Below are 23,026 nucleotides of genomic sequence, written 5' to 3'. Positions count from 1 at the left end.
CAATGGTGGTGGAGGGATAGGGATTTGAACCCTAGAACCGCTATTAACGGTTGCCGGTTTTCAAGACCGGTGCTTTCGACCACTCAGCCATCCCTCCAACAAATTGTCATCAACAGATTTGTGCACTGTTGAAGTTGTCATTTGCTATGCAAACAACGAAATTAAAGCCTGGCGATGTCCTACTCTCACATGGGGAAACCCCACACTACCATCGGCGCTATTGTGTTTCACTTCTGAGTTCGGCATGGAATCAGGTGGGTCCACAATGCTATGGTCGCCAAGCAAATTTTAAAATTCGGAAAACTGGATTTAAAAGTATCTCTTCAAACTCATTCAAGGTCTGGTCTTTCTTTGAGTCCACAAAACCCCTTGGGTGTTGTATGGTTAAGCCTCACGGGCAATTAGTACAGGTTAGCTCAATGCCTCGCAGCACTTACACACCCTGCCTATCAACGTCGTAGTCTACGACAACCCTTTAGGACACTTATAGTGCCAGGGAAAACTCATCTCAAGGCTCGCTTCCCGCTTAGATGCTTTCAGCGGTTATCGATTCCGAACTTAGCTACCGGGCAATGCCATTGGCATGACAACCCGAACACCAGAGGTTCGTCCACTCCGGTCCTCTCGTACTAGGAGCAGCCCCTTTCAATTTTCCAACGCCCACGGCAGATAGGGACCGAACTGTCTCACGACGTTCTAAACCCAGCTCGCGTACCACTTTAAATGGCGAACAGCCATACCCTTGGGACCGACTTCAGCCCCAGGATGTGATGAGCCGACATCGAGGTGCCAAACACCGCCGTCGATATGAACTCTTGGGCGGTATCAGCCTGTTATCCCCGGAGTACCTTTTATCCGTTGAGCGATGGCCCTTCCATTCAGAACCACCGGATCACTATGACCTGCTTTCGCACCTGCTCGAATTGTCATTCTCGCAGTCAAGCGGGCTTATGCCATTGCACTAACCACACGATGTCCAACCGTGTTTAGCCCACCTTCGTGCTCCTCCGTTACTCTTTGGGAGGAGACCGCCCCAGTCAAACTACCCACCAGGCACTGTCCGTAATCCCGATTCAGGGACCAACGTTAGAACATCAAAACTACAAGGGTGGTATTTCAAGGACGACTCCACCACATCTAGCGACGCGGTTTCATAGTCTCCCACCTATCCTACACATGTAGGTTCAATGTTCAGTGCCAAGCTGTAGTAAAGGTTCACGGGGTCTTTCCGTCTAGCCGCGGGTACACTGCATCTTCACAGCGATTTCAATTTCACTGAGTCTCGGGTGGAGACAGCGTGGCCATCATTACGCCATTCGTGCAGGTCGGAACTTACCCGACAAGGAATTTCGCTACCTTAGGACCGTTATAGTTACGGCCGCCGTTTACCGGGGCTTCGATCAAGAGCTTCGACCGAAGTCTAACCCCATCAATTAACCTTCCGGCACCGGGCAGGCGTCACACCGTATACGTCATCTTACGATTTTGCACAGTGCTGTGTTTTTAATAAACAGTTGCAGCCACCTGGTATCTGCGACTCTCGTCTGCTCCATCCGCAAGGGACTTCACTGATAAGAGCGTACCTTCTCCCGAAGTTACGGTACCATTTTGCCTAGTTCCTTCACCCGAGTTCTCTCAAGCGCCTTGGTATTCTCTACCCGACCACCTGTGTCGGTTTGGGGTACGATTCCTTACAATCTGAAGCTTAGAGGCTTTTCCTGGAAGCATGGCATCAATGACTTCACTACCGTAGTAGCTCGACATCGTATCTCAGCGTTAAGAAAGTCCGGATTTACCTAAACTTTCCGCCTACATACTTGAACCTGGACAACCGTCGCCAGGCCCACCTAGCCTTCTCCGTCCCCCCATCGCAATTGTAAGAAGTACGGGAATATTAACCCGTTTCCCATCGACTACGCCTTTCGGCCTCGCCTTAGGAGTCGACTTACCCTGCCCCGATTAACGTTGGACAGGAACCCTTGGTCTTCCGGCGAGGGAGTTTTTCACTCCCTTTATCGTTACTCATGTCAGCATTCGCACTTCTGATACCTCCAGCATGCCTTACAGCACACCTTCAACGGCTTACAGAACGCTCCCCTACCCCACATACCCTAAGGTACGTAGCCGCAGCTTCGGTGTATAGCTTAGCCCCGTTACATCTTCCGCGCAGGCCGACTCGACCAGTGAGCTATTACGCTTTCTTTAAATGATGGCTGCTTCTAAGCCAACATCCTGGCTGTCTGAGCCTTCCCACATCGTTTCCCACTTAGCTATACTTTGGGACCTTAGCTGGCGGTCTGGGTTGTTTCCCTCTCCACGACGGACGTTAGCACCCGCCGTGTGTCTCCCGGATAGTACTTACTGGTATTCGGAGTTTGCAAAGGGTTGGTAAGTCGGGATGACCCCCTAGCCTTAACAGTGCTCTACCCCCAGTAGTATTCGTCCGAGGCGCTACCTAAATAGCTTTCGGGGAGAACCAGCTATCTCCAGGTTTGATTGGCCTTTCACCCCTAGCCACAAGTCATCCGCTAATTTTTCAACATTAGTCGGTTCGGTCCTCCAGTTGATGTTACTCAACCTTCAACCTGCCCATGGCTAGATCACCTGGTTTCGGGTCTAATCCTAGCAACTGTACGCCCAGTTAAGACTCGGTTTCCCTACGGCTCCCCTAAACGGTTAACCTTGCTACTAAAATTAAGTCGCTGACCCATTATACAAAAGGTACGCAGTCACACCACGAAGGTGCTCCTACTGCTTGTACGTACACGGTTTCAGGTTCTATTTCACTCCCCTCACAGGGGTTCTTTTCGCCTTTCCCTCACGGTACTGGTTCACTATCGGTCAGTCAGTAGTATTTAGCCTTGGAGGATGGTCCCCCCATATTCAGACAGGATATCACGTGTCCCGCCCTACTCGATTTCACTGATTATGATGTGTCGGTTACGGGGCTATCACCCTTTATTGCGAGACTTTCCAGACTCTTCACCTGCATCATTAAAAGCTTAAGGGCTAATCCAATTTCGCTCGCCGCTACTTTCGGAATCTCGGTTGATTTCTCTTCCTCGGGGTACTTAGATGTTTCAGTTCCCCCGGTTTGCCTCCTGTTGCTATGTATTCACAACAGGATACGTGCTTATGCACGTGGGTTTCCCCATTCAGAAATCCCAGACTCAAAAGATTATTACTACCTAATCTGGGCTTATCGCAAGTTATTACGTCTTTCATCGCCTCTGACTGCCAAGGCATCCACCGTGTACGCTTAGTCACTTAACCATACAACCCGAAAGGGTCTTAGTGTATGGCAACTAACCAAGGTTTTTGGTTGTCATCAAGAAGGGTTAATTCCTGATGACTGTTTGCCGGACTCAATTGTGAATCAATGTAAAGATTGATTCGAATACAAGACACTTGAATGTGTTTGTTGTGTTTATCTAATGAAAGATAAACATTGAGAACTTTTAAATTTGATTTGAATTACTCGTAAGTAATCAAATCAGTCAGCTTTCCAAATTGTTAAAGAGCAAGAGTTTTTCAAGTGTTAAACTTTCAAAATCATTTTTAAATACTCTCTTACGAGAATGCTTAAAGATGGTGGGCGATACCGGGCTCGAACCAGTGACCCCCTGCTTGTAAGGCAGGTGCTCTCCCAACTGAGCTAATCGCCCATGATAGTTTTAATTCCTTCATGGAGAAAGAATGGTGGAGCTATGCGGGATCGAACCGCAGACCTCCTGCGTGCAAGGCAGGCGCTCTCCCAGCTGAGCTATAGCCCCATACTTTTATTTCCTTGGGAGGAAATGGTGGGTCGTGCAGGATTCGAACCTGCGACCAATTGATTAAAAGTCAACTGCTCTACCAACTGAGCTAACGACCCAATGGTATCCCGTAGGGGAGTCGAACCCCTGTTACCGCCGTGAAAGGGCGGTGTCCTAGGCCTCTAGACGAACGGGACACTGCTAATTTATCTCCACTTTAAAAAGTAGAAACAAACTTCGAAGAACCTTGGGAGTTCTTCTTCTCTTTGCTTTTCTAAACCTAATCAATCTGTGTGGACACTCATCGTGGTATCTTCGTATAAGGAGGTGATCCAGCCCCAGGTTCCCCTAGGGCTACCTTGTTACGACTTCACCCCAGTCATGAACCACAAAGTGGTGAGCGTCCTCCCCGAAAGGTTAAACTACCCACTTCTTTTGCAGCCCACTCCCATGGTGTGACGGGCGGTGTGTACAAGGCCCGGGAACGTATTCACCGTAGCATTCTGATCTACGATTACTAGCGATTCCGACTTCATGGAGTCGAGTTGCAGACTCCAATCCGGACTACGACGCACTTTTTGGGATTCGCTCACTATCGCTAGCTTGCTGCCCTCTGTATGCGCCATTGTAGCACGTGTGTAGCCCTACTCGTAAGGGCCATGATGACTTGACGTCGTCCCCACCTTCCTCCGGTTTATCACCGGCAGTCTCCCTGGAGTTCCCGACATTACTCGCTGGCAAACAAGGATAAGGGTTGCGCTCGTTGCGGGACTTAACCCAACATTTCACAACACGAGCTGACGACAGCCATGCAGCACCTGTCTCAGAGTTCCCGAAGGCACACCTGCGTCTCCGCTGGCTTCTCTGGATGTCAAGAGTAGGTAAGGTTCTTCGCGTTGCATCGAATTAAACCACATGCTCCACCGCTTGTGCGGGCCCCCGTCAATTCATTTGAGTTTTAATCTTGCGACCGTACTCCCCAGGCGGTCTACTTAACGCGTTAGCTCCGAAAGCCACGGCTCAAGGCCACAACCTCCAAGTAGACATCGTTTACGGCGTGGACTACCAGGGTATCTAATCCTGTTTGCTCCCCACGCTTTCGCATCTGAGTGTCAGTGTCTGTCCAGGGGGCCGCCTTCGCCACTGGTATTCCTTCAGATCTCTACGCATTTCACCGCTACACCTGAAATTCTACCCCCCTCTACAGCACTCTAGTTCACCAGTTTCAAATGCAGTTCCGAGGTTGAGCCCCGGGCTTTCACATCTGACTTAATGAACCACCTGCATGCGCTTTACGCCCAGTAATTCCGATTAACGCTCGCACCCTCCGTATTACCGCGGCTGCTGGCACGGAGTTAGCCGGTGCTTCTTCTGTTGCTAACGTCAAGATGCGCAGCTATTAACTACACACCCTTCCTCACAACTGAAAGTACTTTACAACCCGAAGGCCTTCTTCATACACGCGGCATGGCTGCATCAGGCTTTCGCCCATTGTGCAATATTCCCCACTGCTGCCTCCCGTAGGAGTCTGGACCGTGTCTCAGTTCCAGTGTGGCTGATCATCCTCTCAGACCAGCTAGGGATCGTCGCCTTGGTGAGCCATTACCTCACCAACTAGCTAATCCCACCTAGGCATATCTTGACGCGAGAGGCCCGAAGGTCCCCCTCTTTGGCCCGTAGGCATTATGCGGTATTAGCCATCGTTTCCAATGGTTATCCCCCACATCAAGGCAATTTCCTAGGCATTACTCACCCGTCCGCCGCTCGACACCCAACAAATCCTCCGAAGAATCAATGTTGTCGTTTCCGCTCGACTTGCATGTGTTAGGCCTGCCGCCAGCGTTCAATCTGAGCCATGATCAAACTCTTCAATTTAAGATTTTGTGACTCAACGAATACTGACTTCAAAACTAATATTTACCGAAGTAAACATGTAATTCTAAAGCTATTACCATTCCAACAGAATGGTAATGAATTGACTGTGCCGAATAACTACAAGTAGTTAAACGTATTGGTCACTCAGTTCATTGAAATCAATTTTGATTCCGAAGAATCTGTTTTATCTAACGATAAAACGTTTTGATATTCATCAACGAGTGCCCACACAGATTGATAGGTTTAAATTGTTAAAGAGCTTTTCCTTTTTGAGCTTCGCTCAAATCGGACGGCCATTTTAGCGATTTAAGCTTTAGTGTCAACCACTATTTTCAAAACTTTTTTCAAGCGCTTAGCTTGGCTAATTTGACCTGCTGATTCGTTTTGGTTTCTTGCGAAGCCTTCCCGTTTCAACGAGGTCGCATTATAGAGATTTCGATCACACTGGCAAGCCCTTTTTGAAGTTTTTCTTACTTTTTTGATTGTTCGAGCGTTTTTTGTTCAAAACACCCCGTTTTCACTAGTATTCCCCTTAATTAAAGGCTTAAGGTGCCTATATAAAGGAGGATTTATGAGTTCAATACGCAGTTATAAAGGAATATCCCCTCAGATTGGACAAGGTGTCTATATAGATACAAGTTCGGTACTGGTTGGTGATATCAAAATAGGTGACGACTCTAGTGTGTGGCCTTTGGTTGCAGCTCGAGGAGATGTGAACCACATTCATATTGGAAATAGAACTAATATCCAAGACGGCAGCGTTTTGCACGTCACCCATAAGAATGCAGAAAACCCTGAGGGTTATCCTCTACTAATAGGTAATGATGTCACTATCGGTCATAAAGTAATGCTACACGGCTGCACCATTGAAGATCGTGTACTTGTTGGTATGGGAGCTATCGTGCTCGATGGCGTGGTTATTAAAGAAGATGTGATGATTGGTGCTGGTAGCTTAATTCCGCCAAACAAGGTACTTGAAAGCGGTTATCTCTATGTAGGAAGCCCAGTAAAACAAGCACGCCCATTAAATGATAAAGAGCGTGCCTTTTTACAGAAGTCAGCTGACAACTATGTTCAGAATAAAAACGACTATCTAGACTCTGTGCTACCAGTCTAAAGCACTTTGATCTGAATCCGATTAGAGGAGTCATACTCCTCTTCTTCTATTAACTCTTCCGCTAGCTCTTCAATATCAAAACGTAACTCTGAAAAGATAACTAAAGCTTGATCGCCTTCTTCTATACCTTTACCTGCCAATCGAGACAGCTCTTCAATAGACATAACACACTCAATCAGTGCGCCAGACTGCTGTGCTGGGAAGATGACTGATTGATTTTCTTCATCCCAATCTTGGATATCAGGAAATAGAATTGATTGATTCATTTTTTATAAATACCTCATTACATCTCTAGGTTTTTACGTAGTTCTCTTAAAATCTGTTTTGTTCCCGGACGAAGGCCACGCCAAAGCATGAAGCTCTCAGCGGCCTGTCCTACCAACATACCCAAACCATCATAAGCAGCGTGAACACCATTATCTAATGCCCACTGATTGAATACCGTGTTGCCCGACCCGTAAACCATGTCATAAACGGCACTATTCGAATTGAAAATAACCTCAGAAATTTCAGGAAGCTGACCACTTAGACCAGACGAGGTCGAGTTAACGATGACATCAAACCCTTCATTAACATCGCTTAACCCCATTCCTTTGATGTTTCCATGTGAAGAAAACATTTCGGCCAGAAGTTCAGCCTTTGAACTGGTTCGATTAGCGACTACCAACTGTTGTGGCTTTTGGTCGAGAAGAGGTTGGATCACTCCTCGAGCAGCACCACCAGCGCCAAGCAGAAGAACGCGAGCCCCTTCGAGCATAACTTGATGTTGAAGAAGGTCTTGAACTAAGCCTTCACCATCGGTGTTATCACCAATGATCTCTCCATCATCGAGCTTCTTAAGTGTGTTTACAGCACCGGCTAGTTCAGCTCTTTCAGTCAGGCGATTAGCGAACTGATAAGCATCTTCTTTAAATGGCGCTGTGACATTACACCCTCTACCACCTTCACTAAAAAAAGCTTGAGCAGCAATGATGAATTCACCTTGTTCTGGCTGGAGTGCTGTATAGGTAAGTTGTTGGCTGGTTTGGCGAGCAAATAATGTATGAATGAATGGCGATTTGCTTTGCCCAATAGGATTACCGAAAACGGCATAACGATCTACTTGCTGTGTCATATCCTTACCTAACAGAAATAATAAAAAGGGTCATCTATATAGATGACCCTATCACTATCCCTATAAGGAAGGAAGAACTACCAAACTCGAGGTTTTAGGTAGTCACTATAAAGAAGAGCTTCTGGTGAACCCGCTTGTGGTTCGTAGCGGTATTCCCAACGAGCCAGCGGCGGCATAGACATCAATATAGACTCTGTGCGACCACCGCTTTGTAAACCAAATAAGGTGCCACGGTCGTAAACTAGGTTAAATTCAACATAGCGACCACGACGATATAGCTGGAAGTCACGCTCACGCTCACCGTAAGACGTCTCTTTTCGTCGTTCTACAATTGGTAGATAGGCGGCTACAAAGCCTTCACCGACCGCCTGCATATAAGCAAAGCTCTTATCGAAACCCCACTCATTTAAGTCATCAAAGAACAAGCCACCAACACCACGTGTTTCGTCTCGGTGAGGCAGATAGAAGTATTTATCACACCACTCTTTATGTTCTTGATAGACATCATCACCAAACGGCGCACAAAGATCTTTAGCGGTTTGATGCCAAGATTGGCAGTCTTCATCGAAAGGATAAAATGGCGTTAAGTCAAAACCACCACCAAACCACCAAATCGGGTCTTCCCCCTCTTTTTCCGCAATAAAGAACCGAACGTTCGCATGTGAGGTTGGGATGTATGGGTTTTTAGGGTGGATAACTAATGAAACCCCCATCGCTTCAAACTTACGTCCAGCTAACTCAGGGCGATGAGCTGTTGCTGAAGCTGGCATTGCCTTACCCGCTACGTGAGAGAAATTAACCCCACCTTGCTCGAATACTGCACCATTGGTCATCACGCGAGTTCGACCACCGCCACCAAGGTGTTCGCCAGGTTCACGCTCCCATGCATCTTCTTCAAACAGTGCTGTGCCATCAGCTTGCTCAAGCTGTTGGCAAATCGAATCTTGTAGGCTCAGTAAAAACTGTTTTACTGCTTCTTTATCAATTGCTGACATCTTTCTTCCTCTGCAGGGTTTAACCCTGTCTTAATATTTTCGACGTTTTTGCATCTCTAATTTCGCTTGGCTTCTCACGACCACCCGTTTGACCTTCTAAAATAGCCACCAAATGTTGACCCAGTTGCTGTTGAACTTCTTCAGTCGTCATACAAGGCGGCTCGCCAGTCAGGTTAGCACTGGTAGAGGTTAACGGCTTGCCGAATTCATTACACATTCTTTGAACCAAAGGGTGATCCGTCACGCGTACCGCGATCGAATCAAATTGACCGCTTACCCAGTCAGTAACTTTACTGCTGGTTGGCATAATCCAAGTGACCGGGCCTGGCCATGTCGCTTTAACCGTCGCTAATTGGTCATCGGTTAGTTGGCTTTCGTCAATATAAGGCAACAACTGCTCGTAACTTGCAGCAATTAAGATCAACCCTTTCTCCATCGGTCGCTGTTTTAAATCGAGCAATTTCTTGATGGCTTGTGGATTATCGGGATCACAACCGACCCCAAAAACGCCTTCTGTCGGGTAAGCAATGACTTCACCTTGTTGTAATGCCTGCAAAGTATGTTGAAAGTTATCCAAGGGTTGCCTCATTAATTCTGTTATCGAACTCGCTAAGTGTACAAATTATCATTCACTGTGACTAAAGCTATTTGTTTATAAAATGTATCAATTAACAACCTAGACTGACGCAAACGTTTTCCTTAAGCAATTTTACCCGTATAATGCGCGCAAAATATCTAATCACTAATTAAATCGTACCTGAAGGAGTTTGAGATGACTGTCGGTATTATCATGGGTTCTAAATCTGATTGGCCAACAATGAAGCTAGCTGCAGAAATGTTGGATCAGTTTGGCGTGGCGTACGAAACAAAAGTGGTTTCTGCTCACCGCACACCTCAGTTGCTTGCTGACTACGCAACCAGTGCGAAAGAGCGCGGTATTAAAGTGATTATTGCTGGTGCTGGCGGTGCTGCGCATCTTCCGGGCATGGCTGCAGCTTTCACAAGCGTCCCTGTTTTAGGTGTTCCTGTTCAGTCTAAAGCACTGAAAGGCATGGACTCGCTACTTTCTATCGTACAAATGCCAAAAGGTATCGCGGTAGGTACTCTGGCTATCGGTGAAGCTGGTGCTGCTAACGCTGGCATCCTAGCCGCTCAAATCATTGGTACACACAATGAAGACGTGATGGCAAAAGTAGAAGCGTTCCGCTCTGAGCAAACAGAAACGGTTCTTGCTAATCCAAACCCTGCAGAGGACTAATTCCCATGCATGTTCTTGTGTTAGGCGCGGGCCAACTTGCTCGCATGATGTCCCTAGCTGGGGCACCGCTGAATATTGAAATTTCTGCTTTTGATGTTGGCAGCAAAAATATTGTTCACCCATTAACGCAAGCGATTCTAGGCAACGGCTTAGACAATGCGATTGAGCGTGCAGACGTCATTACTGCAGAGTTCGAACATATCCCTCACGACGTGCTTGAGGTATGTGAGCGCAGCGGTAAGTTCTTGCCGACAACAGAAGCAATCAAAGCTGGCGGTGACCGTCGTCTTGAAAAAGCCCTGTTAGACGAAGCAAACGTGAAAAATGCCAAGTACTACGTGATTAACTCTCGCGAAGACTTTGACGCTGCGATTGCTCACGTAGGCTTGCCAATGGTCTTGAAGAGCACACTTGGCGGCTACGATGGCAAAGGCCAGTGGCGCTTAAAGACATTAGATAATGTTGAGTCAACTTGGACAGAAATGGCGGAGTGCATTGCCGCGACCGACAACCAAGCTATTGTGGCTGAAGAGTTCGTTCCGTTTGACCGCGAAGTATCACTTGTCGGTGCTCGTGGCGCCAATGGCGAGATTCAAGTGTACCCACTGGCTGAAAATGTTCACACCGACGGCGTATTGAGCTTATCGACAGCGATTGATGACATTGAACTGCAAGAGCAAGCAAAAACCATGTTCACCGCTGTTGCAGAACGTTTGGATTACGTTGGCGTGCTAGCGTTAGAGTTCTTTGATGTTAAAGGTTCACTGCTGGTTAACGAGATTGCACCACGTGTTCATAACTCTGGCCACTGGACGCAACAAGGCGCTGAAACTTGTCAGTTTGAGAACCACCTACGTGCTGTGTGTGGTATGCCACTAGGCAGTACTAAACTGATTCGCCCAACCGCAATGATCAACATTCTTGGTGAAGATACTCTACCTGAAGCAATTTTGGCTCAAGGTGGTTGTCATGTTCATTGGTATGGCAAAGAGAAGCGTGCAGGTCGTAAGATGGGCCACATTAACGTGAGCGCTGACTACAACGCAGAACTGCAAAGAGCGTTATGCTCACTGGCAGATATTCTCGATAAGCAAGCTTACCCTGCTGTGCATGAGTTTGCTGAGCAGATGAAGTAGCCGACATTGTGGATTTGATATAAAAATGGCGCTCAGTGAGCGCCGTTTTTTTGTCTATAGCATCAGGTTATTGAGATTGAATGTGATGACACTTGCGATCAGCGCATTGCTTCTTGATACCACTGGCTGTTTTCTTCTCAAGTAACAACGGGAACTGGCACTCTTCACAGCGGCCTAGAACAGGTGGTTGGTTTACTGCGAACTTACACTTAGGGTAGTTATCACAAGCATAGAAGGTTTTGCCATAGCGAGATTTACGCTCAACCAAATGGCCTCTGCCACACTCAGGGCAAGCAACAAGTGGCTGCTCTTCAGGTTGTTCTTTGGGTTGATCCAAAGATTCGATGTGATTACACGTTGGGTAGCTACTACAACCAATGAACATCCCAAAGCGGCCTTGCCTTAATACCAATTCGTTTTGGCATTTAGGACACGGTACACCCAACTCTTTCACCACATGGCCATCGTTTTGATGCAAAGGCTTGATGTAATCACAGCTCGGATACTGCTTACAGCCTAAAAATGGGCCGTGCTTACCATGGCGAAGCTGAAGCTCTCCACCACACTGTGGACATGGTTCACGCTCTAACGCATGTTCATGTGCTGAAAAAAGCTGATTATCAATCTTACTACTCATGACAAGCCTGTATTAATGCAAGATACCTTGCTCTTTGGTGTACAACAGCTCTTCCATTTGCGTGTAAGCACTTTCATTACCCGGCACATTAAATAGCACCATTAAGATAATCCATTTCAGATCATCCAATTCAAATTCGTTGGTCTCAAGCCCCATCACACGATCAATCACCATTTCACGAATCTCTGTCGTAAGCACGTTGATCTGCTCAAGGAACAATAAGAAGCCTCGACACTCCATATTAATACGTGAAATCTCTCGACTGGTATAAATACGCATCGAGGTATTGGAACACACACTAATCGCCGCTTGGTTCTCGGTATCTTGCAATGCAGCAAGATCTTCTAACCAATGGAGGGCCTTATAAATATCATCTTGGTGAAACCCTGCTCGAAGAAGCTCATCTTCCAGCTCATCTTGATCCACCTGCAATTCAGAATCGCTATGGATGTAGGTTTCAAACAAGTACATCAGTATGTCCATCATCATAGCTTAGCCTCTCCCCTTTCGAATATAGCCACCGGAAACTGCAACAACATGCCCTGAGAGCTCAAGCTCTAAAAGCTGCATCATGACCTCATGCACAGGTATATGGGTTCTCTGTGCCAAAATATCAACGGGTGTCGCCTCTAATCCTACGTTAGCTAACAGCTGTGGAAATGGCAATTGTTCATTTTCACACTCATTCGGCGTAGGCTCGAACAAACTGGGCTGCTGATCTATAGACCAGTCTAACAGACTCTTTATTTCGATCAGAACATCTTGAGCATTTTGCACCAAACATGCACCAGCTTTAATTAATCTATTGCCGCCACGGCTGGTTGGACTATGAATAGAGCCTGGTAACGCAAACACCTCTCGGCCTTGCTCCATGGCATAGCGAGCTGTAATCAAAGAGCCACTCTTCTCAGCCGCTTCACTACCAAGGTTCCGAGCGATAACCCACTTATAATACGGTTACGGCGAGGGAAATGTTCAGGTCGAGGTTTGGCACTTGGGCGAAACTCTGAAACCAATGCACCATTTTCACAGATTCTATCGGCTAAGTTTCTGTGCCGTGCTGGGTAAATGGAATCCAAACCTGAACCTAAAACCGCGAAAGTCTCTCCTCCTTTATCTAGAGCACCATCATGAGCGTAACCGTCAATGCCCAACGCTAAGCCACTCGTGACAATCAAACCGTTTTGGACGAACTCTTTGGCGAAGGACTTCGCTGTCTGCAGCCCTTCGATGCTGGCATTACGACTGCCGACCATTGCGATTTGAGGCTCAATCAGTTTTTCAACGTGACCTTTAACGAAAAGCGCGCTCGGCGCAGAGGCTGTCTCATTCAGCAGTTTGGGATAATGCGAGCAATTCGGGGTAATGATGTGATGGTTGGGTTGTCTTGCTTGCCACGCTAGGCAAGCCTCCACTTCTCTTGGGGCTTGCTCTCTTAAATAGGAGATTTGCTTAGCTGACAAGCCAATCGCTTGCAGCTGCTGACTTGAGTAGCCAACAATGTTCGAAGGGGAGTCGATACTCAGCAGACGAGAAAGGCGCTTGCCACCCAATTGCGGTACAAAACTTAGAGTTAGCCAAGCGCTCAGTTGTTGCTCATTCACTCGGTGCCCTTAAGCTCTTCCGTCACAGCAAGGTCCAAAGGCGATACCGCCAGAATGTCATTACTAACAGGCTTAGAGCTCTGAGTGATCAAGGCCAAGCTAAAATACTCATAAGGACGAATGACCATCAAGCTACCGAGTGAGGTACTTGGCAACTGCACCTTATCGCTCGCCGCTGACTCTTTATAGCTATATTCACCCTGCTTACCAAACACCACCGCGCCGCTTTCACTAAGCGTAAACATAGATCCTTGGCGAAGATTGTCCTGTGAGCCTTTATTAATAACCACGACCTGATTCTTTGCACTGTATTGGCTGCCATCTAATGAGCCCAAGATATTAGCAAACTGACCCGCGGCACTAGGTGCAGGATAAAACGTAGTTGAGAGCTTCACCTGACCAACGCCAAGTTCTGGTAACACGAGGTCGTTGAGCAGTACCTCTTGTAGCTGAGTCTCTATTTGCAAACTACTGAACTCAGCATCCACCTCTTTCAAGCGCGCTGTGGCGACTAAACGCAAAGAAGTCATACTCGCTTGAGGTTGCTGTCGTTGGTAAGTTTCGACAGAACGGTAAATACCCCATTTTTGATGTTGCTGATTGCCCGAGATAAATAGTCGGTCTTCACCTGATAAGAAACGTTTACCATCACTTGTCCCCAACACTCGTTGCGCCGATTGGATATCTTGTTGCTCCACCAAGCGATCAGACTGTAGATACGGCAAAACCAGCCCCTCATTGACGGTAGGTACTGCTTTCTTCTCAGAGACACGAATCTTAGGGCTTAGCTTGATGACGGGTTTGAGGCTCAATACAGGCTCGCCATTAATCCAAACCAGAGACAATTTATCTCCGGGGTAAATAAGGTGAGGGTTTTCGATCTCAGGATTGACCTGCCACAACCTCGGCCACAGCCATGGGCTATCGAGATACATCGCGGAGATATCCCACAAAGTATCGCCCTTCACCACCACATACGCTTCGGGTGCGCCTTGTTTAATGGTTAAAGGTTGTTCACTATTTTCAGCCATAGTGGCGAACGAAAGCGAGGCACAAATAAGAGATAAAGCGGGGAAAAAATGACGCATGACCTAGGTTCCTTGGTCTGAATATATGACATCTGATTAGAGAATTACCTTCAGGATGCTGTCATTTGACCTCTAAAATGTCTAGAATTGAGCCAACAAGGTTTAAGCTGTTTCGGCACAGTTCAATATTTCGAGTGTATATGTCTGTATTACAAGTATTAACATTACCAGATGATCGTCTACGTACCGTGGCGAAACCGGTAAAAGAAGTTACCCCAGAGATTCAAAAGTTCGTTGATGACATGATTGAAACCATGTACGACGAAGAAGGTATCGGTCTTGCTGCAACGCAAGTAGATTTCCACCAGCGCATCGTTGTTATCGATATTTCAGAAACACGTGACGAGCCTATGGTTCTGATCAACCCTGAAATTACCGACAAACGTGGCGAAGATGGTATCGAAGAAGGCTGTCTATCTGTACCAGGCGCTCGAGCTCTAGTACCTCGCGCTGCAGAAGTAACGGTTAAAGCACTAGACCGTGAAGGCAACGAATTCACATTCGACGCTGACGACCTTCTGGCTATCTGTGTTCAGCACGAACTTGACCACCTAGAAGGCAAGTTGTTTGTTGATTACCTATCGCCACTAAAGCGCAAACGTATTCAAGATAAGCTAGCGAAGATTAAACGTTTCAACGAGAAACAAGGTTAATAACCGCTGCTATTACTAAATTAAGAAGGAAGTCTACCTTGGGTCAATCTTTAAGAATTGTCTTCGCAGGTACTCCGGATTTCGCCGCCCGTCACTTGGCGGCGTTGTTGTCTTCGGAGCATGAAGTTATTGCTGTTTACACACAGCCAGATCGTCCAGCAGGCCGCGGTAAAAAACTGACCGCGAGCCCAGTAAAAAACATCGCACTTGAAAACAATATTCCGGTTTACCAACCAGAAAACTTCAAGTCAGATGAAGCTAAGCAAGAGCTAGCAGATTTGAATGCTGACATCATGGTTGTTGTCGCTTACGGCTTGCTTCTTCCACAAGCTGTATTAGATACGCCTCGCTTGGGTTGTATCAACGTACATGGCTCTATCCTACCGCGCTGGCGTGGTGCTGCTCCGATCCAACGCTCTATCTGGGCGGGCGATAAAGAGACTGGCGTGACGATCATGCAGATGGATATCGGCCTAGATACTGGTGATATGTTAAGTATCGCGACGCTACCAATCGATGCAACAGACACCAGTGCGTCAATGTACGAGAAGTTGGCGGGCCTTGGTCCTGATGCTCTTGTTGAGTGTTTAGCAGACATCGCTTCTGGTAAGGCTGTTGCTGAGAAGCAAGACGACGAACTTGCTAACTACGCGAAGAAGCTGAGCAAAGAAGAAGCAAAAATTGATTGGAATGACTGTGCAGAACACATCGAACGTTGTGTGCGCGCTTTCAACCCGTGGCCAATGAGTCACTTTGCGATTGTTGATAGCAGCTCTAATGATGAAAAAAGCATTAAAGTTTGGCAGACACGTGTTGATGAAGAGTCGACATCTGCGCCAGCTGGCTCAATCATCAAAGCAGATAAGACTGGTATTTATGTTGCGACTGGCGACAAAGTACTAGTATTGGAACAGCTACAAGTTCCAGGCAAAAAAGCCATGTCAGTTCAAGACATCTTGAACTCACGTGCAAGCTGGTTTGAAGTTGGTACTCAACTTTCTTAACCGCTTTAAAGCTACTCAATATGTACTTAAAGACGTGTAGCTTATAAAAACACAGTTTAGAAAACCTTTACGAGGGCAGAGATGCCCTCATGTATTCAAATAAATATTCGGTATCCCTCATGAATGTTCGCGCTGCTGCTGCAAATGTCCTATTCCAAGTTGTCGATAAAGGCCACTCTCTTTCACACGCTCTCCCTGCGGCTCAAAAAACGATCCGCCCGCGAGACCATGCTCTACTGCAAGAGATTTGCTACGGCGCACTTCGTTACCTGCCTCGCTTAGAGTCAATCGCTAACGAACTGATGGAAAACTCGCTTAAAGGTAAAAAGCGCGTATTCCACCACCTGATCTTAGTAGGCATTTACCAGTTGAGCTTTATGCGCATTCCTTCTCATGCTGCCGTTGCTGAAACCGTTGAAGCAACCAAAACACTGCGCGGCCCAAGCCTGAGTGGTTTGATCAACGCAGTGCTTCGCAGCTACCTGCGCGATCAAGAAGAGCTAGATGAGAAAGCCGTTAGCCACAATGCGGGCAAATACAGCCATCCAAGCTGGATCCTAAAAATGCTTCAAGAAAGCTACCCAGATCAGTGGGAGCAATTGGTTGAAGCAAACAACAGCAAGGCACCAATGTGGCTGCGTGTAAACCGCCAACACCACACTCGTGACGAGTATGTTGAACTGCTTAAAAACGAAAACATTGAATACACACTGCACCCTGAAGCGGCTGATGCCATAAAATTAGCGTCACCTTGTGATGTTACTTTGCTTCCTGGTTTCGACCGAGGCTGGGTATCAGTACAAGACGCTGCAGCTCAACTTTCTGTTGATTACCTAACACCAAAAGATGGTGAGCTAATCCTAGACTGCTGCGCAGCACCTGGCGGTAAAACTGCACACATTCTTGAACATACTCAAGACACTGAAGTGGTTGCAATCGACAGTGATATTAAACGCCTAGACCGTGTTTACGATAACCTTGAACGCCTACAACTACGTGCCGACGTAATCTGTGGGGATGCTCGCTACCCTGAAGAATGGTGGACGGGCAGTCAGTTCGATCGCATCCTACTTGATGCTCCGTGTTCAGCGACCGGTGTAATTCGCCGTCACCCTGACATTAAGTGGCTACGCCGTGCATCTGATATTGATGCACTAGCAGAACTACAAAGCGAAATCTTGGATGCAATGTGGCGCCAGCTAAAAGAAGGCGGCACCATGGTTTATGCGACATGTTCTATCACGCCGCAAGAAAACGTGCTGCAAGTGAAAGCATTCTTAGAGCGTACCGAGAACGCAACGCTGGTTGGGTCTGATATCGAAAAACCGGGTCGTCAAATACTGCCTGGCGAAGAAGATATGGATGGCTTCTACTACGCAGTTCTAGTAAAACAGGCATAACAACTAACAGCGGCTAAGAATTTATTTCTTAGCCGCTGTTTCTTTCTAGTGCATTATCAAAGCGAAATGAGTTCACTAGAATTACAACGGCAAAAAATAAGAGAAAGGCTATGAAGATCATTATTCTAGGTGCTGGACAAGTTGGCGGTACCCTTGCTGAAAACCTAGTGGGTGAAAACAATGACATCACCATCGTCGACCGTAATGCCGACCGACTGCGTGAACTTCAGGACAAATACGACCTTAGGGTTGTAAACGGTTATGCCAGCCACCCGAACACACTACGTGAAGCGGGCGCACAAGATGCCGACATGTTGGTTGCCGTAACCAACATGGATGAAACCAACATGGCCGCATGTCAGGTTGCCTTCTCTCTGTTTAATACGCCAAACCGAATTGCTCGTATTCGTTCTCCTCAATATCTAGAAGAGAAAGAAGCGCTATTCAAATCAGGTGCTATCCCAGTCGATCACCTGATTGCACCCGAAGAACTCGTCACCAGCTACATCGAGCGCCTGATTCAATACCCAGGTGCACTGCAGGTTGTGAGTTTTGCTGAACAGAAGGTTAGCCTAGTAGCAGTAAAAGCTTACTACGGTGGGCCATTGGTTGGTAACGCCCTGTCTGCTTTGCGTGAGCACATGCCGCACATCGATACTCGTGTAGCCGCTATTTTCCGTCAAGGTCGCCCAATTCGCCCACAAGGCACTACCATCATTGAAGCCGATGATGAGGTTTTCTTTGTGGCAGCAAGTAACCACATCCGCTCAGTAATGAGTGAACTGCAACGCCTAGAGAAACCCTACCGACGCATCATGATCGTTGGCGGTGGTAACATTGGTGCAAGCTTGGCGAAACGCCTAGAGCAGAGCTACAGCATCAAACTTATCGAGCGCAGCTACACTCGCGCCGAGAAGCTATCTGAAGAATTAGAAAACACCATCGTATTCTGTGGCGATGCAGCAGACCAAGAACTGCTAACCGAAGAGAACATCGATCAGGTAGATGTGTTCATCGCCCTAACCAATGAAGATGAAACCAACATCATGTCAGCAATGCTGGCGAAGCGAATGGGCGCCAAGAAGGTAATGGTACTGATTCAGCGTGGTGCTTACGTAGACCTTGTTCAGGGTGGTGTGATTGATATTGCGATCTCTCCACAGCAAGCGACCATTTCTGCGCTGCTTACTCACGTTCGTCGTGCTGATATTGTAAACGTATCATCTCTACGTCGCGGCGCTGCTGAAGCGATCGAAGCCATTGCTCACGGTGACGAAACCACCTCTAAGGTTGTTGGCCGAGCGATTGGCGATATCAAACTACCACCGGGTACCACTATTGGTGCGATTGTTCGCGGAGAAGAAGTACTTATCGCGCACGATAGAACCGTAATCGAACAAGATGACCACGTAGTGATGTTCCTAGTGGACAAGAAATACGTACCTGATGTTGAGTCTCTATTCCAACCGAGCCCGTTCTTCTTATAGCCTTGTTCTCGTAAGCATCGTTCTCGCAACTTTCTTTTTGTGGGAACGACGCTCCGACACAAAGCGATGGTCTATTAAGCTATGGTCAACTTTCGTCCGATATTATTAGTGATAGGGTTAGTGTTATCAAAACTCGCCCTTTTCATGTACATCCCTACATTGGTTGCCTTTTTCACAGGCACCGGTGGCTTCCTCGAGTTTGGTCAATCGGTAGTGATCACGCACATAGTGGCGTTCATCTGCTTGAGTTTAGGCCGTTCAGCTAAGTTCCGACTTGGGGTGCGGGACATGTTCCTGATCACCTCTCTGGTCTGGACGATTGCCAGTGCCTTTGCTGCACTGCCGTTTGTCTTCATCAACCACATCAGCTTCACTGACGCCTATTTTGAAACCATGTCTGGTATCACCACAACAGGCTCAACCGTATTAAGCGGCTTAGACAGCATGGCACCAAGCATTCTGCTGTGGCGTTCAATACTGCAATGGTTAGGTGGCATCGGCTTTATCGTTATGGCGGTAGCGGTTCTGCCAATGCTCAACGTCGGTGGTATGCGCCTGTTCCAAACCGAATCATCCGATTGGTCAGATAAAAGTAGCCCACGAGCGAAAACAGTCGCGAAGAACATCGTGGCGGTTTATTTAGTTCTGACTGGCTTATGCATCATTAGCTATCTGTTTGCAGGCATGGGCATCTTCGATGCGATCAATCATGCCTTCACAACACTGTCGACGGGTGGTTACTCAACATCAGATGGCTCAATGAACCACTTCTCTAACAGCGCTCATTGGGTAGGAACCCTGTTCATGTTCCTTGGCGGCCTGCCGTTCTTACTGTTTGTTAGCGCACTGCGAGGCAGAAAGCTCTCAATACTCTACAAAGATGCGCAAGTCAGAGGCTTCACTTACCTGTTCTTAGTCACCAGTGCCGTGATCTCCACATGGTTGGTCATGAGAGATGGCTACACAGTCATGGATGCGATGCGTGTTTCGATGTTCAACATCGTATCAGTCGTCACCACAACCGGTTTTGGCTTAGAAGACTTCACCGCGTGGGGTGCACTACCAACTACCTTGTTTGCATTCCTAATGATGGCGGGAGCTTGCTCGGGTTCAACCTCTGGCGGTATCAAAATCTTCCGCTTCCAGATCGCGATGACCATGCTCCACAAACAAATGATGAAGCTAATTCACCCATCGGGCGTGTTTGTTCAACGCTACAATCAGCGACCTGTGAATGACGATATTGTACGTTCACTCGTGGCATTTGGTTTGATGTTCTTTATCACGATTATCTTAATTGCAGGCGGCTTGAGCGCAATGGGACTTGATCCTGTGACCAGTATATCTGGCGCTATCACAGCCGTTGCCAACGTTGGTCCAGGCATGGGTAGCGTGATCGGCCCAACAGGTAACTTTGCTCCACTACCTGACGCCGCAAAATGGTTATTAAGTTTAGGCATGTTGATGGGCCGACTTGAGATACTGACGCTAATTGTTCTATTTTTCCCAGCCTTTTGGCGACGCTAATTACGCGAATATTTAAGGAAACACAGATGAAATCATACCTACTTATCGCAAGCGCACTGCTTAGCAGCTCTGCATTCGCCGACCAAATGGTGACTCTGCAAGATGGTAAACAGATACTTCTAAAAGATGACTTTACGTGGCAATACGTGACACAGAAACAAACGGAAACGGCAACAACATCAGAAATCGCAGTGTCTGTTGCAGCTGCGCCGGTTGTAGCTGTCCCAATCGCGACTAATGTGCGTGGTACAACGATTATCGTTGATAGCAAGAAGCCAAGCTTACAGCTGTCTCAATCAGGAGTGGATGTTGTACTAGGTGCAAGTCGCTATGAAGACGGCGAGCTGATCATCCCTACGGCTATTACTAACCAAGGTACGCAGGCTGTCATCTTAGTGTCTTTGAAGTTAGGTGTATATTCACCAAATGGTGAGTTATTAGAAGAGAAAACAGTAGCGGTTTGGAAATCGATAAAGCGTATGGCAGATACCTACCTTCGACCAAAAACCGATGCCGAAGGTACGTCGCTTAACCTAGCTGTTGATCAATACCCAGAGTATCAAATCAAAGCTCAAATCGTAGAAGTGCTGACTCGCTAAACCGGAGTCACGTACAGATAGATAGCAAAGAAATGGCAAGCGCAGCCCGCCAATACAAACAAGTGCCAGATAGCATGGTTATAAGGGATGCGTTTTGCCACATAGAAAATCACACCCAACGAGTAAATCACCCCGCCAACTGCCAGTAACACCAAACCACCTATATCGATGTTCATCGCCAATTGATAAACCACAATCAAAGATAGCCAACCCATCGCTAAGTAAATGAACAGCGATAAACGCTTAAATCGGTACACGAATGCTATCTTCATGATAATACCGACCAACGCAATTCCCCAGATAACCGCCATCAAACCCATTGCGAGAGGGGTTCTTAAACCGACCAATAAAAAGGGCGTGTAGCTGCCTGCGATCAGTAAGTAAATCGCACAATGATCGAGGGTTTTGAGTAAGCGCTTGGTTTTTTCGGTGGTGATCGAGTGGTAAAGCGTAGAAGCAAGAAACAGAAGGATAATGCTGCTGCCATACACCGCCATACTGGCAACCGTTAGCATGTCGGCTTGGTAATCAAACGCACGAATCAGTAACAGGATCAGGCCCACTACGCCAAGTACGACGCCCAAACCATGGGTTATCGCATTAGCGCGTTCTTCGATGTCACTGTATTCGCTGGCTGATGATGCAGACATGTGTATCCTACTAGAGTAAATGTTCGATTGACCCAGTATTGCACATTAAGCTTACACGTGTAAGCTTAAATTTTTATGACAAAATGACTTCTAAGATGTGCGATAAGCTAACCGTTGTGACTAGGTGAATATATGCGATTCAACTAAGACGCGCTTTCTAAATACTCGACCACCATCTTACCGGCATCTTCTGGTGAGGTATCAAGCGGGACGCTCAATTGACGCTGTAGCTGACCAATACCAAGCAAGCTCGCTAACATGCCTTTGGCGCCATCGCGATTTCTATCGATCTCAAACCACAGCTTGAGTTCTGTTTCATCGTGGTGTGCAACCACCTCCAATTCACGCCAACGGCCATGATAAGGGCCAGTCGTCGGAACAAATTCGAACTCTTGCACAAACGGTAACTCGAAACCTTCCACCGCTTCACACTCGACTTGGCGAATACGTAGCCCTTGAGCTTCAAGTGCGTTAAAGATGCCATCGAGCAAAGGATCAGGACGAACCGTTAAAACGTCCTTATCAGACGGATCAATCGCCATCGCAATATCGAGCCCTGTCTCTAACCAAACCTTGGAATCACCAATCGTCACTGGAGTATTCAATGGCACATCGAACTCACATTCAAAATCGCGAGTTTCACCCGGCTGAATAACAAAAGCATACGGTAGGCTCCATTTTGCCAATGAGTACGTCTGGTGCATTCGGCGTTTATGGCCACCTTCTTGCCTTTGGGAGTTCATGGTAACTTCTTTGACATAGCGGCAACACAGATTGAGATCGATATTGTCGATCTCCTGTGGCTGAGCACCACCGTAGACATGCACAATAATGCTCGCCTTCTTACCTGGGTAAAGCACTTCCTGTTGCAATACAGAGTCCACCTTGGCAGACCCAATTCCAAAACTTGCTAACGTTTTCTTCAAGAACGACATATGCACCTCCTTTAAAGCATCATCTTAAGCCTGAAAGAGGTTCAAACTCAAATATACTGCTCACACTATTTTAGCTCTAATATCGTTTAATTATCACTCAGGCGTCGATCGATAACTGAGATAGTGATAATCTAAGCCTTGATATGCATGCATATCATTATCCTGATTTATTTTTCGGATTGGCGAAAGCCA

General features: G+C 47.1%; 18 protein-coding genes, 5 tRNA genes, 3 rRNA genes and 1 pseudogene. 9 read left to right on the top strand and 18 right to left on the bottom strand.

Annotated features, from left to right (window positions below; translation table 11 throughout):
- Positions 1-6: 6 nt before the first annotated feature.
- The 8 genes from QWZ07_RS22430 to QWZ07_RS22395 form a co-directional block, all read right to left on the bottom strand.
- A tRNA-Ser gene (locus QWZ07_RS22430) sits at positions 7-97 on the bottom strand.
- Between the two features lie 69 nt (positions 98-166).
- Positions 167-282 (bottom strand): 5S ribosomal RNA (rrf, locus tag QWZ07_RS22425).
- A gap of 98 nt (positions 283-380) precedes the next feature.
- Positions 381-3,273 (bottom strand): 23S ribosomal RNA (locus tag QWZ07_RS22420).
- A 316-nt stretch (positions 3,274-3,589) separates the two neighbouring features.
- Positions 3,590-3,665: transfer RNA gene (locus QWZ07_RS22415), tRNA-Val, on the bottom strand.
- A gap of 32 nt (positions 3,666-3,697) precedes the next feature.
- Positions 3,698-3,773: transfer RNA gene (locus QWZ07_RS22410), tRNA-Ala, on the bottom strand.
- Positions 3,774-3,798: 25 nt separating this feature from the next.
- Positions 3,799-3,874, bottom strand: a tRNA-Lys gene (locus tag QWZ07_RS22405).
- Positions 3,875-3,876: 2 nt separating this feature from the next.
- A tRNA-Glu gene (locus tag QWZ07_RS22400) sits at positions 3,877-3,952 on the bottom strand.
- 123 nt (positions 3,953-4,075) lie between these two features.
- A 16S ribosomal RNA gene (locus QWZ07_RS22395) occupies positions 4,076-5,630 on the bottom strand.
- Together the 16S, 23S and 5S rRNA genes with 5 tRNA genes alongside form the textbook arrangement of a ribosomal RNA operon.
- Positions 5,631-6,201: 571 nt before the next feature.
- Between QWZ07_RS22395 and QWZ07_RS22390 the strand changes: the two genes are divergently transcribed.
- On the top strand, positions 6,202-6,747 hold the full coding sequence (locus QWZ07_RS22390; protein WP_192854662.1) for a gamma carbonic anhydrase family protein: 546 nt from the start codon (positions 6,202-6,204) through the stop codon (positions 6,745-6,747).
- On the opposite strand, the gene QWZ07_RS22385 is transcribed toward QWZ07_RS22390, so the two are convergent.
- The 4 genes from QWZ07_RS22385 to tsaC form a co-directional block, all read right to left on the bottom strand.
- Complete coding sequence (locus QWZ07_RS22385) at positions 6,744-7,013, bottom strand: DUF1488 family protein (RefSeq protein WP_192854660.1); 270 nt, start codon at positions 7,011-7,013, stop codon at positions 6,744-6,746. The two genes, QWZ07_RS22390 and QWZ07_RS22385, sit on opposite strands and share 4 nt — an antisense overlap.
- 17 nt (positions 7,014-7,030) lie before the next feature.
- The gene (aroE, locus tag QWZ07_RS22380) at positions 7,031-7,861 is read right to left on the bottom strand and encodes a shikimate dehydrogenase (RefSeq protein ID WP_192854659.1); all 831 of its coding nucleotides are present in this window, start codon (positions 7,859-7,861) and stop codon (positions 7,031-7,033) included.
- Between the two features lie 77 nt (positions 7,862-7,938).
- Positions 7,939-8,856 carry an oxygen-dependent coproporphyrinogen oxidase gene (hemF, locus tag QWZ07_RS22375; RefSeq protein WP_192854657.1) on the bottom strand — a complete coding sequence of 306 codons (918 nt, stop codon included), beginning with the start codon at positions 8,854-8,856 and terminating at the stop codon, positions 7,939-7,941.
- Between the two features lie 19 nt (positions 8,857-8,875).
- Complete coding sequence (gene tsaC, locus QWZ07_RS22370; RefSeq protein WP_029222950.1) at positions 8,876-9,433, bottom strand: L-threonylcarbamoyladenylate synthase type 1 TsaC; 558 nt, start codon at positions 9,431-9,433, stop codon at positions 8,876-8,878.
- Between the two features lie 195 nt (positions 9,434-9,628).
- Here tsaC and purE point away from each other — a divergent pair, with 195 nt between their 5' ends.
- A complete protein-coding gene (purE, locus tag QWZ07_RS22365) occupies positions 9,629-10,114 on the top strand; it encodes a 5-(carboxyamino)imidazole ribonucleotide mutase (protein ID WP_017073863.1) in 486 nt (161 codons plus the stop codon).
- Between the two features lie 5 nt (positions 10,115-10,119).
- A complete protein-coding gene (locus QWZ07_RS22360; protein WP_017107570.1) occupies positions 10,120-11,250 on the top strand; it encodes a 5-(carboxyamino)imidazole ribonucleotide synthase in 1,131 nt (376 codons plus the stop codon).
- Positions 11,251-11,317: 67 nt separating this feature from the next.
- On the opposite strand, the gene QWZ07_RS22355 is transcribed toward QWZ07_RS22360, so the two are convergent.
- The 4 genes and pseudogenes from QWZ07_RS22355 to QWZ07_RS22340 form a co-directional block, all read right to left on the bottom strand.
- A complete protein-coding gene (locus QWZ07_RS22355; protein ID WP_192854655.1) occupies positions 11,318-11,887 on the bottom strand; it encodes a DNA topoisomerase family protein in 570 nt (189 codons plus the stop codon).
- A 12-nt stretch (positions 11,888-11,899) separates the two neighbouring features.
- Positions 11,900-12,376, bottom strand: a complete 477-nt coding sequence (locus QWZ07_RS22350) for a DUF494 family protein (RefSeq protein WP_009848094.1) — start codon at positions 12,374-12,376, stop codon at positions 11,900-11,902.
- A 3-nt stretch (positions 12,377-12,379) separates the two neighbouring features.
- A pseudogene (gene dprA, locus QWZ07_RS22345) lies at positions 12,380-13,491 on the bottom strand (DNA-processing protein DprA).
- Complete coding sequence (locus QWZ07_RS22340) at positions 13,488-14,579, bottom strand: LysM peptidoglycan-binding domain-containing protein (RefSeq protein ID WP_192854653.1); 1,092 nt, start codon at positions 14,577-14,579, stop codon at positions 13,488-13,490. The pseudogene dprA and the gene QWZ07_RS22340 overlap by 4 nt, the downstream one beginning before the upstream one ends.
- 140 nt (positions 14,580-14,719) lie before the next feature.
- Here QWZ07_RS22340 and def point away from each other — a divergent pair, with 140 nt between their 5' ends.
- From def to QWZ07_RS22310, 6 genes are all read left to right on the top strand, one after another.
- Positions 14,720-15,232, top strand: coding sequence for a peptide deformylase (gene def, locus QWZ07_RS22335; protein WP_004735769.1), 513 nt, complete (start codon positions 14,720-14,722; stop codon positions 15,230-15,232).
- A 38-nt stretch (positions 15,233-15,270) separates the two neighbouring features.
- A complete protein-coding gene (fmt, locus tag QWZ07_RS22330; protein WP_192854651.1) occupies positions 15,271-16,236 on the top strand; it encodes a methionyl-tRNA formyltransferase in 966 nt (321 codons plus the stop codon).
- A 119-nt stretch (positions 16,237-16,355) separates the two neighbouring features.
- Positions 16,356-17,636 carry a 16S rRNA (cytosine(967)-C(5))-methyltransferase RsmB gene (gene rsmB / locus QWZ07_RS22325; protein ID WP_017099685.1) on the top strand — a complete coding sequence of 427 codons (1,281 nt, stop codon included), beginning with the start codon at positions 16,356-16,358 and terminating at the stop codon, positions 17,634-17,636.
- A 110-nt stretch (positions 17,637-17,746) separates the two neighbouring features.
- Positions 17,747-19,123 carry a Trk system potassium transporter TrkA gene (gene trkA / locus QWZ07_RS22320; RefSeq protein ID WP_004735766.1) on the top strand — a complete coding sequence of 459 codons (1,377 nt, stop codon included), beginning with the start codon at positions 17,747-17,749 and terminating at the stop codon, positions 19,121-19,123.
- 81 nt (positions 19,124-19,204) lie between these two features.
- On the top strand, positions 19,205-20,650 hold the full coding sequence (locus QWZ07_RS22315; RefSeq protein WP_017109660.1) for a TrkH family potassium uptake protein: 1,446 nt from the start codon (positions 19,205-19,207) through the stop codon (positions 20,648-20,650).
- 26 nt (positions 20,651-20,676) lie between these two features.
- Complete coding sequence (locus QWZ07_RS22310) at positions 20,677-21,249, top strand: DUF3157 family protein (RefSeq protein WP_192854255.1); 573 nt, start codon at positions 20,677-20,679, stop codon at positions 21,247-21,249.
- Here QWZ07_RS22310 and trhA read toward each other — a convergent pair.
- Both trhA and QWZ07_RS22300 read right to left on the bottom strand, forming a co-directional pair.
- On the bottom strand, positions 21,246-21,899 hold the full coding sequence (gene trhA / locus QWZ07_RS22305; protein ID WP_017107564.1) for a PAQR family membrane homeostasis protein TrhA: 654 nt from the start codon (positions 21,897-21,899) through the stop codon (positions 21,246-21,248). The two genes, QWZ07_RS22310 and trhA, sit on opposite strands and share 4 nt — an antisense overlap.
- Positions 21,900-22,042: 143 nt before the next feature.
- On the bottom strand, positions 22,043-22,834 hold the full coding sequence (locus QWZ07_RS22300) for a sporulation protein (RefSeq protein ID WP_065104219.1): 792 nt from the start codon (positions 22,832-22,834) through the stop codon (positions 22,043-22,045).
- Between the last annotated feature and the right edge of the window lie 192 nt (positions 22,835-23,026).

The sequence above is a fragment of the Vibrio lentus genome (assembly GCF_030409755.1).
GTDB classification, from domain to species: domain Bacteria; phylum Pseudomonadota; class Gammaproteobacteria; order Enterobacterales; family Vibrionaceae; genus Vibrio; species Vibrio lentus.
Note: the sequence above shows the minus strand (reverse complement) of the source record. Positions and strands in the feature narration are given on the sequence as shown.

Excerpts from the sequence above, each read along its gene's own strand:
- QWZ07_RS22350 (WP_009848094.1), bottom strand. The coding sequence starts at position 12,376 with ATGATGATGGACATACTGATGTACTTGTTTGAAACCTACATCCATAGC.
- QWZ07_RS22340 (WP_192854653.1), bottom strand. The coding sequence starts at position 14,579 with ATGCGTCATTTTTTCCCCGCTTTATCTCTTATTTGTGCCTCGCTTTCG.
- QWZ07_RS22315 (WP_017109660.1), top strand. The coding sequence starts at position 19,205 with ATGGTCAACTTTCGTCCGATATTATTAGTGATAGGGTTAGTGTTATCA.
- rsmB (WP_017099685.1), top strand. The coding sequence starts at position 16,356 with ATGAATGTTCGCGCTGCTGCTGCAAATGTCCTATTCCAAGTTGTCGAT.
- trhA (WP_017107564.1), bottom strand. The coding sequence starts at position 21,899 with ATGTCTGCATCATCAGCCAGCGAATACAGTGACATCGAAGAACGCGCT.
- hemF (WP_192854657.1), bottom strand. The coding sequence starts at position 8,856 with ATGTCAGCAATTGATAAAGAAGCAGTAAAACAGTTTTTACTGAGCCTA.
- QWZ07_RS22310 (WP_192854255.1), top strand. The coding sequence starts at position 20,677 with ATGAAATCATACCTACTTATCGCAAGCGCACTGCTTAGCAGCTCTGCA.
- QWZ07_RS22390 (WP_192854662.1), top strand. The coding sequence starts at position 6,202 with ATGAGTTCAATACGCAGTTATAAAGGAATATCCCCTCAGATTGGACAA.
- QWZ07_RS22300 (WP_065104219.1), bottom strand. The coding sequence starts at position 22,834 with ATGTCGTTCTTGAAGAAAACGTTAGCAAGTTTTGGAATTGGGTCTGCC.
- purE (WP_017073863.1), top strand. The coding sequence starts at position 9,629 with ATGACTGTCGGTATTATCATGGGTTCTAAATCTGATTGGCCAACAATG.
- trkA (WP_004735766.1), top strand. The coding sequence starts at position 17,747 with ATGAAGATCATTATTCTAGGTGCTGGACAAGTTGGCGGTACCCTTGCT.
- aroE (WP_192854659.1), bottom strand. The coding sequence starts at position 7,861 with ATGACACAGCAAGTAGATCGTTATGCCGTTTTCGGTAATCCTATTGGG.
- QWZ07_RS22355 (WP_192854655.1), bottom strand. The coding sequence starts at position 11,887 with ATGAGTAGTAAGATTGATAATCAGCTTTTTTCAGCACATGAACATGCG.
- QWZ07_RS22360 (WP_017107570.1), top strand. The coding sequence starts at position 10,120 with ATGCATGTTCTTGTGTTAGGCGCGGGCCAACTTGCTCGCATGATGTCC.
- def (WP_004735769.1), top strand. The coding sequence starts at position 14,720 with ATGTCTGTATTACAAGTATTAACATTACCAGATGATCGTCTACGTACC.
- QWZ07_RS22385 (WP_192854660.1), bottom strand. The coding sequence starts at position 7,013 with ATGAATCAATCAATTCTATTTCCTGATATCCAAGATTGGGATGAAGAA.